The 10,464-nt window shown below is 51.5% G+C and carries 10 protein-coding genes; 4 read left to right on the forward strand and 6 right to left on the reverse strand.

Going from position 1 to position 10,464, the window contains the following annotated elements:
• Window positions 1-10 precede the first annotated feature (10 nt).
• On the reverse strand, window positions 11-502 hold the full coding sequence (gene tssD / locus OGX89_RS05765) for a type VI secretion system tube protein TssD (protein WP_126957215.1): 492 nt from the start codon (window positions 500-502) through the stop codon (window positions 11-13).
• Window positions 503-755: 253 nt separating this feature from the next.
• Here tssD and OGX89_RS05770 point away from each other — a divergent pair, with 253 nt between their 5' ends.
• Window positions 756-1,373, forward strand: a complete 618-nt coding sequence (locus OGX89_RS05770) for a glutathione S-transferase family protein (RefSeq protein ID WP_126957212.1) — start codon at window positions 756-758, stop codon at window positions 1,371-1,373.
• A gap of 69 nt (window positions 1,374-1,442) precedes the next feature.
• Here OGX89_RS05770 and OGX89_RS05775 read toward each other — a convergent pair whose 3' ends face one another.
• Window positions 1,443-2,753 (reverse strand): MFS transporter, encoded by a 1,311-nt coding sequence (locus tag OGX89_RS05775; protein WP_003833063.1) that lies wholly within the window; start codon window positions 2,751-2,753, stop codon window positions 1,443-1,445.
• Window positions 2,754-2,827: 74 nt separating this feature from the next.
• Entirely contained in the window at window positions 2,828-4,024 is a 1,197-nt protein-coding gene (locus tag OGX89_RS05780) for an L-talarate/galactarate dehydratase (protein WP_126957210.1), read from the reverse strand.
• A gap of 319 nt (window positions 4,025-4,343) precedes the next feature.
• Here OGX89_RS05780 and OGX89_RS05785 point away from each other — a divergent pair, with 319 nt between their 5' ends.
• A complete protein-coding gene (locus tag OGX89_RS05785; protein WP_185879292.1) occupies window positions 4,344-5,348 on the forward strand; it encodes a LacI family DNA-binding transcriptional regulator in 1,005 nt (334 codons plus the stop codon).
• A 34-nt stretch (window positions 5,349-5,382) separates the two neighbouring features.
• Window positions 5,383-5,610, forward strand: coding sequence for a tautomerase PptA (gene pptA / locus OGX89_RS05790; RefSeq protein WP_003833058.1), 228 nt, complete (start codon window positions 5,383-5,385; stop codon window positions 5,608-5,610).
• A gap of 37 nt (window positions 5,611-5,647) precedes the next feature.
• On the opposite strand, the gene OGX89_RS05795 is transcribed toward pptA, so the two are convergent.
• Both OGX89_RS05795 and OGX89_RS05800 read right to left on the reverse strand, forming a co-directional pair.
• Window positions 5,648-7,624 carry an alkyl/aryl-sulfatase gene (locus tag OGX89_RS05795; RefSeq protein ID WP_126957206.1) on the reverse strand — a complete coding sequence of 659 codons (1,977 nt, stop codon included), beginning with the start codon at window positions 7,622-7,624 and terminating at the stop codon, window positions 5,648-5,650.
• 213 nt (window positions 7,625-7,837) lie between these two features.
• Window positions 7,838-8,410 (reverse strand): flavin reductase family protein, encoded by a 573-nt coding sequence (locus OGX89_RS05800; RefSeq protein WP_126957204.1) that lies wholly within the window; start codon window positions 8,408-8,410, stop codon window positions 7,838-7,840.
• 157 nt (window positions 8,411-8,567) lie between these two features.
• Here OGX89_RS05800 and nhoA point away from each other — a divergent pair, with 157 nt between their 5' ends.
• The gene (gene nhoA, locus OGX89_RS05805; protein ID WP_126318064.1) at window positions 8,568-9,413 is read left to right on the forward strand and encodes an N-hydroxyarylamine O-acetyltransferase; all 846 of its coding nucleotides are present in this window, start codon (window positions 8,568-8,570) and stop codon (window positions 9,411-9,413) included.
• A 58-nt stretch (window positions 9,414-9,471) separates the two neighbouring features.
• Here nhoA and OGX89_RS05810 read toward each other — a convergent pair whose 3' ends face one another.
• Window positions 9,472-10,365 carry a PhzF family isomerase gene (locus OGX89_RS05810; RefSeq protein ID WP_126957202.1) on the reverse strand — a complete coding sequence of 298 codons (894 nt, stop codon included), beginning with the start codon at window positions 10,363-10,365 and terminating at the stop codon, window positions 9,472-9,474.
• Between the last annotated feature and the right edge of the window lie 99 nt (window positions 10,366-10,464).

The following is a 10,464-nucleotide window of genomic DNA, read 5'->3' on the forward strand; positions in this document are numbered from 1 at the left end:
GTATTTCTCCTTATGCGGTCGCGCGTTCGTTCCAGCTATCTGAGTGCATGATGTTACCGTCGGCATAACGCCAAGTGATTTTTTCGTACAACAGCTCGACCAGCTCAATGTGATTATGTTTCTCATAGCACGGGTCTTTGATGTCCAGCATCATCGGGCAGACGCTGACAATCGTCACGCCTTCCATCAGGGTGGAAAAGTATTCAACCTCCTGACCGGCATTATTAATACGGTAAAATTTCACCTCGGCGGATTTGAGTTTCTGGCCAGAGCTAACGGCCTTGTAGAGATACGGGCTAGAGGAGTCGATCTCCTTGTCGAACGAATAAGGAGAATAGACGCGGAGACTGGTTGCCTTGCCATTGTGTTTATCGGTGGGCTGCATGACGCCATGATTCAGGCCAATAATTTCGATACTTCCTTCACGGCAATGAATGTCGACAGAGCCTTTGATATCAGCGCCGCCGTCGTCTTTTAGCCACAAATACGTGGGAATTGCCATTTGTTTAAAACTCCATTTAAGAAAATTCTATTTAAAGTCCTGTAGTGTTAATCAATTACGCGCCGCACCCACGCTATCGCCTATAAAATCACCCGTCAATTTTGTGCGATGAGGATACAAAGCGATCTAAATTTTCTTTGATACAAATAAAAAAAGGCCGGAATAGTCCGCTCCCTATTTCTGAAAAGTTGGTCCAGAATTGATCACCTCCCCACATGCTCTACACTTAGGGTTTTAACTTTGGGGTTGCTGCATGATTAAGGTCTATGGGGTGCCGGGCTGGGGATCGGCCATCAGTGAAGTGATGCTCACACTGGCGGATATCCCTTACAGCTTTATTGATGTGGACGGTTTTGACAGCGATGGTCCTTCGCGGGAGTTGCTTAAAACAATGAATCCACTATGCCAGGTGCCTACGCTGGTACTGGAAAATGGCAGCGTGTTGACGGAAACGGCAGCGATCGCGCTGATGATCCTCGATCGTCGCCCCGAACTTTCACCACCCGTTGGACACGCCGAACGCCAGCAGTTTCAGCGTCTGCTGATATGGTTGGTGGCAAATGTCTATCCCACGTTTACCTATGCCGATTATCCTGATCGATGGGTACCGGACGCCCCGGCTCAGTTGAAAAAGAACTGTATCGAGTACCGTAAATCCCTCTATATGTGGCTGAACAACCAGCTAAGCGCCGAGCCGTACGCATTTGGGGATCAGCTAACACTGCTGGACATTTACATTGCCGTTATGCGCACCTGGGGACCAGGGCATGACTGGTTTCAGGACAACACGCCGAATATTAGCGCCATCGCTGATGCGGTTTGTCAGCATCCGAGACTGCGTACTGTACTGAAAAGCAATAAGATTATTTGAATAAAAAAACGCTGTTCCGCAGGAGTGCAAATCCCGGAACAGCGGGCGAACTATCGCCATAAGTTTAAATTACGCGACAGAAGGGGTCAGCGTAATACGATCCAATGGACCCACGATAAACAGATAAGAAATCAGGCCAATCAGCCCCATCGAACCGACGTACAGAATGGCGTAATCAAAAGACTGGGTATTCGCCAGAATGACGCCAATTACCAGTGGCGTGATGATACTGGCCATATTGCCGCACATATTGAATACGCCGCCTGCAATACCGAGCACTTCTTTTGGCGAGGTATCGCTAAGTACGCACCATCCCAGATTGCCAAAGCCTTTGGCGAAAAACGCCAGACTCATCGCCGCGATCACCACAAATTCTGACGAAGTGTAGTTGGCGATAACGATGACGCAGGAAAGTAACATCCCGCAGATAACAGGCAGCTTACGGGCAATCGTCAGGCTGTAGCCGCGTTTTAAAAGCCAGTCGGAGAAAACGCCGCCTAATAATCCACCAATAAAACCGGCAATGGCAGGGATACTGGCGACAAACCCCACTTTGAGGATCGACATGCCTTTCGCCTGATACAGATAGGTAGGGAACCAGGTCAGGAAGAACCAGGTAATTGACGTTACGCAGAACTGTCCGATGTAAACGCCAATCATCATGCGGTTGACGCAGACGCTTTTAATTTGCGCAAAGGTAATCTTCTGTGGTTCTTTTTTATTACCCAGCGACGGTTCACCACCGCCTTCCCGGATATAGTCAATTTCCTGCTGGTTCACCTTTGGATGATGCATGGGATCTCTGACTTTGACCAACCAGAAGATGCCAAGAAGAACGCCTATTGCCCCAATGTAATAAAACACAAAGTGCCAACTGAGATTATGCAAAATAATCGTCATTAACGGCGTAATAATCCCTAACGAGATATATTGCGCGGCCTGATAGACTGAGGTAACAAAGCCCCGTTCGTTATTAGGAAACCACTGCACGCTTAATCGGCTATTGGCCGGAAAGGCCGGAGCTTCAATCGCCCCCATCAGTAATCGTAAGATAATCAATACGACAAGCGGGCTGGCGTACAGATAAATGGTGCCCTGAAACATAGTCACCAGCGACCAGCCAATCAGTGCGCAGCCGTATACCAGACGCGAGCCATAGCGATCCAGCAGCCAGCCGCCGGGTAGTTGCATAATGACATAAGAAATACCGAAGGCAGAAAAGGCCAGCCCCATAGCTTCAGGATCAAAACCTAATTCTTTGCTCATAATCGGCGCCACGACGGATAACGTCGCGCGATCGGCATAATTAAATACGGTCGCAAGAAACAGAAATATCAGAATGCCGTAACGCACTTTTGTGCGCTTTATTATTGTGTTCATCACCCACTCCTTTCATAAGGTTGAGAGCGTTTTTGTAGGGGAGGAGGGCGGGTATTGCTTACCCGCCAAATACATTAAGGTCGTTTGCCAAACTCGCAGGTTAATTGCGTCCAGCGGCGCGCCTGCTCGCTAATGCTGAAGCCCAGACCGTGACGATCGGAAACCCACATCCGGCCATCACGCAGCTCAAGTTGTTCATTAAATAACGGGTTCAGCCATTCGAAATGCTCCAGCCATGGTTCGAGTGGATAAGCGGCGGACAGATGCAGGTGAACTTCCATAGCGAAGTGCGGAGCCAGTTTGCGACCATGTTTAGCCGCCAGGTCCATAATTTTCAGGAACGGTGAAATCCCTCCCACACGCGGTGCATCGGGCTGCACAAAATCGCTGGCATTGCCGAGGATCAGCTGTTCATGTTCGCGGAAGCTGGTCAGCATTTCACCGGTGGCAATCGGGGTATCAAGCGCGGCGGCCAGTTGGGCGTGGCCTTCAACATCGTAGGCGTCCAGCGGCTCTTCAATCCAGATTAGATTAAACTGCTCCATTTTACGTCCCATACGGATGGCGGTTTCCCGATCCCACTGCTGATTGGCATCGACCATTAGCGGGAAGTCATCCCCCAGCGCTTCACGCACCGCGGTTAAGCGGCGAATATCCTCGGCGCAGTTTGGCTGACCAACCTTGAGTTTGATACCACCAATGCCGTTTTCACGGGAAATAACCACGTTTTTTAGCACCTGATCCAGCGGCGTATGCAGGAATCCACCGGAGGTGTTGTAGCACTGCACGGAGTCCCGATGCGCGCCAAGCAGTTTTGCCAGCGGCAATCCTGCACGCTTGGCTTTCATATCCCATAATGCGATATCGATAGGGGAGATGGCTTGTACCGCCATGCCGCTGCGCCCCACGGAAGCGCCAGCCCACAGCAGCTTGGTGTAGATCTTGTCAATATCGTTTGGATCTTCGCCTAACAGGTTATCGGCAATTTCTTTGGCATGCGCATAGATTCCCTGGCCGCCAGCCCGCTTGGAGTAACTAAATCCCACGCCTTCAAACCCGTCGCGGCTGCGGATCTCGGCGATGATTATGGCGACTTCAGTTAGCGGTTTCTGGCGACCGGTGAGCACTTTGGCATCGCTCACGGGTGTTGCCAGAGGAAGGAAAGCCAGAGACAGTTTTACCCATTCAATACGGTCACCGGTTTCTGCTGCGGTTTTAGCGTTAGTCGATTTGGCATAGGTCACGGCATCGGAATTGGCACTTAAAGACATATTGTTCTCTCCTGGTGATAACAAATGATTGCGCTATCATTTTTAATGTTAGCGCAATCACTGTGCCAGCGAATTGACTGCGATTTGAACAATTGCTCACAAATTCAGAGAGAGAAGGGTGGTAAATTATAAACGACGTCACATTCCAGTACTTTATGGAGAAATGCACAAATCATTGTGATTGCGCTATCATTTTGAGTGGCGATAATTAACTAAGCTGCTGTTTTCCCTGCGTTATCACTGAGCAACGCTGGCAATAGCCAAAATCATGATGAATAATGCCAAGATAAATCAGCGATTTTTGACAAGGGCATCGACAGTGAAAAATCCCAAACCACCGCGCGCTCCCACGCTGGAAGATGTTGCCCGTACCGCGGGATTGTCACCCATGACGGTGAGCAGGGCGTTGAATACCCCGCAGCTGGTGCGCCCGAAAACGGTTGAAAAAGTGATGCAGGCGGTGCGCGCCACCGGCTATATTCCCAACGCACTGGCTGGGGGACTGGCGTCACGTCGCAGCAAGCTTATCGCCGTGGTTATTCCGCAAATTAACAACAATATGTTTGTCGATACCATCCAGTCATTAAGTGATGAACTGGCAGAACGCGGATACCACATTTTGCTCTGCGTGTCGGGTTATACGCCGCAAACAGAGGCGGAGCTGGTGGCGACGCTGCTTTCTCGTCGCCCGGATGGCGTAGTACTTACCGGTATTCATCATACCGCCGAGCTGAAAAAGGTGATTCTTAATGCGGCCATCCCGGTCGTGGAAATCTGGGATTTAACCCCAACACCCATCGATATGCTGGTCGGCTTTTCGCATGAAAAGGTCGGGCAGGCGGTGGCAGACTATCTGTTGGAAAAAGGTTATCGACGTCCGGGGTTGTTATGGACAGCCGATCGCCGGGCAGGCCAGCGTAAACAAGGACTGTGCGATGCGTTGAGTCGTCATGGTATTGCGGCTGACGCACAGGTGGATGTCCCACTTCCGGCCTCTCTGGCATTGGGGCGCGCAGGATTGACGCAGCTATTGGCGGATCGCGAGTTTGATGTCATTGTCTGTAGCTCAGATACGTTAGCTCAGGGGGCGATCATGGAAGCCGAGAGCCGCGGTATACGCGTGCCGCAAGAGTTAGCGGTAATCGGTTTTGGCGATCTGGATTTTGCTGCCAGCAACCGGCCCGCCATCACCACCGTCAGCGTCGACAGACGGGCCATCGGGCAACGCGCCGCCTCACTGCTTGCCGATCGTATCGAACAAATTCCGCGTGAAGACGATATTATTGATGTCGGTTTTCATCTGGTAGAACGAGAGTCCGCATAAGTTACCTGCAATCCAAAACTATAAGGAATCTGCTATGCCGCACGTTGATATTAAATGTTTTCCTCGCGCTCTTACCGACGAACAAAAAACCGCCCTGGCGGCGGATATTTCCGAGGTTATTATTCGCCATTTGCAAAGCAAAGACAGTTCAGTCAGCGTGGCGCTCAATGAAGTTGAGCCAGAGGCGTGGCAGGGCGTGTGGGATACGGAAATTGCGCCGCAGATGGCGAGATTAATTAAAAAACCTGGCTACAGCATGTAAGAAAAAACGGGCGGATTTCCGCCCGTTTTCGTTGTGCTTATGGTGTAACGATGTTGAACCAGAATTCGAATTTATCCATATAGCCGAGCATAGCATCAAGCTTGGCGCCGTCACCGGTAATCTTCACATCACCACTGTCTTGTGCCTGTTTCAGCGTCACTTCTTTAAGGATGATTTTGTTCAGCGTATCGCGATTAAGCGTGACAGTGGCGTCGGCATCTTTCGCTTCGGCATTGGCGGTATGGTTCAGGACGCCATTCTCCAGTTCAAGCTTATATTTACCGCCATCACTGCCAAGATCGATGTTAAATACAGACTTCGCATCACCCGCTTTTTGTCCGTTAATATGCACTGCCAGATAATCGAAGAACATTTCCGGCGTCATAGCACGAACGGTATCCGGGCTGGCGGTATTCGGGGTTGGGCCTTTGACTACGCCGTTTCGCAGCTCTTGCGCCCCGGTCAGATAGAAGTTACGCCACGGGCCGGATTCAGCCTGATAACCCAGTTGCTCCAGCGCATCCGCTTCCAGATTACGCGCGGCCTGGTTATTTGGATCGGCAAATACCACTTTGCTCACCACCTGAGCCACCCAGCGATAGTTACCCTGGTCATAGTCGGTTTTGGCTTTCTGCAAAATGGCGTCAGCGCCGCCCATGTAGTCGACAAATTTCTTCGCAGACTCTTCCGGCGGCAGCTCATCCAGCGTTGCCGGGTTGCCGTCAAACCAGCCGAGGTAGAGCACATAGGTCGCTTTTACGTCATGGCTCACGGAACCATAGTAACCGCGGTTAGCCCAGGTATGGGCCAGTGAGTCCGGCAGCTTAAAGTTGGTGGCGATTTCATCGCGGGTCAGACCTTCGTTAGCCATGCGTAACGTCTGGTCGTTGATGTAACGATACAGATCGCGCTGGCTTTTCAGCAGGCTGACCACCTTGTCATTACCCCAGGTTGGCCAGTGGTGCTGCGCCATCAGCACTTCGGCTTTATCACCCCAGCGCACAATCGCTTCGTTGATGTATTTGGACCACGGCAGCGGCTCACGAATTTTGGCCCCGCGCAGGGAGTAGGTATTGTGCAGGGTGTGGGTGACATCTTCAGCGGATTCAATCAGTTTCTTCTCTTCGATGTACCACAGCATTTCCGACGGTGCTTCTGAACCCGGGGCCAGCATGAAGTCATAGGTCAGGCCGTCGATGACCTCTTTTTGTCCATCTTTCTCAATGATATTTGTTGGCGCAATCAGGGTAACGGTTCCCGCTGAGGTCGTGGTTCCCAGTCCCGCGCCGACCTGGCCTTTGGCATCAGGTTTTAGCAGGTTGCCGTACATGTAGCTCGCGCGGCGGCTCATGACGTTACCGGCCATGATATTCTCAGCGACCGCAGCTTCCATAAAGCCAGCTGGCGCATAAACTTTCACTTTGCCCGCTTTAACGTCGGCTTCATCGACAACGCCGCGTACGCCGCCGTAATGGTCAACGTGGCTGTGGGTGTAAATCACTGCGACAACCGGTTTTTGACCGCGGTTTTTAAAGTAAAGATCCATCCCGACTTTGGCTGTTTCTGCCGAGACCAGCGGGTCAACAACGGTGATGCCTTCTTTACCTTCAATAATGGTCATGTTTGACAGATCGAGGTTACGAATCTGGTAAACGCCATCCGTTACTTCAAACAGCCCGCTGATGTTGATCAACTGAGACTGACGCCACAGGCTCGGGTTTACCGTATCCGGGGCTTTGTCGCCTTCTTTGATGAACGCATATTGCTGCGGATTCCAGATAACATTTCCCTGTTCGCCTTTGATCACGTCCTGCGGGAGTGGAGCGATAAAGCCTTTGTGGGCGTCGGTAAAGTCGGTGTTATCGGAGAAGGGCAGTTGGTTGTAAAGCGCGTTGTTGGCTTGTTGCGTGGCGGCAGTTGCGTCTTTAGGGGCTTCAGCGGCCATAACGGGAACAGAAAACGATGTGAGTAACCCAGCAAGTATAAAACTTTGTGCGATTCTATTAAGTTGCATCGTAAAACCTCTCTGACACTTCAAAAGTCCAGTTGGGGATGCTGCTTTGACGGATAGCGTTTTGATTAGGTATTTGCGTTAGTGCAAGATTAACTATAATTCACATGAATGATTCAGCAAGGAAGGGCGAGTAATTTATCTAACTGGTTTTTCAGAAGTTTTAAGAAAACAGTTGCGGATGACAGAGCAGAACTGCCATCCGTTAGCATACTATCATTCACCTGCGATAATGCGTTTCCCGCTGGAGATAAACGTTCCTGCCCCAAGGTGATGCAGAGTATTGAGCTTGCCATCATCAAACTGCCAGCGTCCTTCCACGAAGGCTCGCTCATCAGCGGCAGCGGAGACCACTTCCCCAAACAGAGTGTCATATTTTTCCTGTGCCGCCGTGGCTGGCAACAGGCGACACTCCATCCAGGCCAGACATTTCGCTTCTATCAGCGGTAAACCTAGCACTGGTCCTTGCACCACGGGAATGCCGTAACAGTTGAATTTATCTTCCACGCGACCGGAAACGCTGCCTACGGCCCAGGTCCAGTTGACGGCGGCGATACCCGGAATAACGATGCCGAATTTACCGCTACGTTCAATGAGATCCCGCGACCAGGCGGTCTTATCAACAACAATTGCTACCCGCGGCGGCTCAAATTCCACGGGCATTGACCACGCCGCAGCCATCACATTTCGCCGCTCGGTATGCTCATCCCGGCTGGTTATCAATATCGTTGGGCCATGATTGAGTAGCCGACTGGCATGTTTTAATTCGATCGAACGAAAATGGCTCATGGATGCTCCTTGGCTGAGAGATAACACACCACAATAAACATAGATATTAACGGTATTAGCGATTTTGTCGCCTCACAGGAATTAACAACGCACAAAATCGACAGCGTAAAACGAAAAATACGTTATAAGTACTGCATTAATCGAACAGGAACTCCGTATGACGCCTTTTTTAACCGCTTACTTTGCCCGTATTGGCTGGTCAGATTCGGCCAACGTCAACATTGAAACCTTGCAAGCGCTGCATTTACTGCATAACGCCGCGATTCCATTTGAAAACCTGGACGTATTACTGCCAAGAGAGATGCAGCTTGACGATTTGTCGCTGGAAGAGAAGCTGGTAACGGCGCGTCGTGGCGGTTATTGCTTTGAACAGAACGGCGTGTTTGAACGCGCGCTACGCGAAATCGGTTTTAACGTACGTAGCCTTCTCGGTCGCGTGGTACTGGCAAATCCGTCAAGCCTGCCGCCGCGCACGCATCGTCTGTTGCTGGTTGAATTGCAGGGAGAGCAGTGGATCGCCGACGTTGGTTTCGGCGGACAAACGCTGACGGCGCCGATTCGTCTGCAGGCTAACACTGAGCAGAAGACGCCACACGGCGAATACCGGCTGATTCAGGAAGGTGAAGATTGGATCCTCCAGTTCCGTCATCACGAACACTGGCAGTCAATGTATCGTTTCGATCTGGTCGTGCAGCATCAGAGCGATTATCTGATGGGCAACTTCTGGTCCGCACACTGGCCGCAATCACATTTTCGCCATCATCTGCTGATGTGCCGTCATCTGCCCGACGGCGGGAAATTAACGTTAACCAATTTTCACTTTACCCATTATCAGGATGGACATGCGGTAGAGCAGATTAATTTGCCTGACGTCGCCAGTTTGTATGCGTTGTTGCAAGAACGATTTGGACTGGGTGTGGATGACGTGAAGCATGGGTTTACCGAAGATGAGTTAGCGACGGTAATGGCGGCGTTTGATACGCATCCGGAGGCGGGGAAATAGGGGCATCGGAAGTCATGCCGGATGCGGCGTCATCGCCTTATCCGGCTTTCGGGAACAATTAAAAATCTATCGCCCATTCTGCGTGAAACAGGATCACCGCCGAACCGGTAATGGTGACTTTTTTCGGCTGGTTTTCACAGATAGTCACCGTCACATCAACAATCCCGTCGCGCCCGAGCGCACGGCCCTGATGCCCCTGAACACGTAACGTTTTCCCATCATGCGCCATCAGCCCATGGTGGACCAACCATGCGCCCATTGGACCGTTGGCATTGCCGGTAACCGGGTCTTCCACAATACCAATAGCAGGTGAAAACATGCGGCCATCAGTGGCGTTTTCGCCCTCGCGGATTTGAAAAGGGAAGAAACCGTTACAGCCAATTTGTTGGCTGATGGCGGTCAAAGCCGGTAAATCAGGGGAAAGGGCGTCGAGATCCACCTCAGGTTTCAGTGGAATCATCACTTTCGAATGCCCGGTCGTGGCAACCTGAATGGGTAAGCCTGCCAGCATATCGTCTTCGCTCAGGTGCAGCGCATCGAGAATCGCAGTACGAACAGCGCCCTCCAGCGGAGGTTCAAAACCCGGTTCACCTTGCTCAAGGCTAATGCGATAGTCGTTCCCGGTAGCGTCAATATCCACGCGATGACGTCCGGCCAACGAGGTTTGCCAGACCGTGCAGTTACCCAGACTCAGCACCCTGGCCCGCACGTAATGCGCGGCGACGGTAGCATGCCCACAGATAGGAACTTCGACCGTCGGGGTGAAATAGCGGATGCGAACATCGCTGTCGTCACTGGTCAGCAGAAATGCGGTTTCTGAATGACGCAGCTCGCGAGCGATGAGCTGCATCTGCGCGTCGCTCAGTCCATCAGCATGTAAAACCACACCTGCTGAGTTGCCGCGAAAAGGGACCGGGGTAAAGGCATCGACGTGGTAAACCTGTGGTTTCATTAGCGTTCTCCCTGAAATGGAGAAGCATCATAACGCACAAAAAGCGGGATAGCGATGCAGGCCCGGTAAGCGTAAGCGCTACCGGGCATCAGAGTTCAA

Origin of the sequence: Citrobacter sp. Cpo103, assembly GCF_030332605.1 — a bacterium.
GTDB lineage: Bacteria > Pseudomonadota > Gammaproteobacteria > Enterobacterales > Enterobacteriaceae > Citrobacter > Citrobacter portucalensis.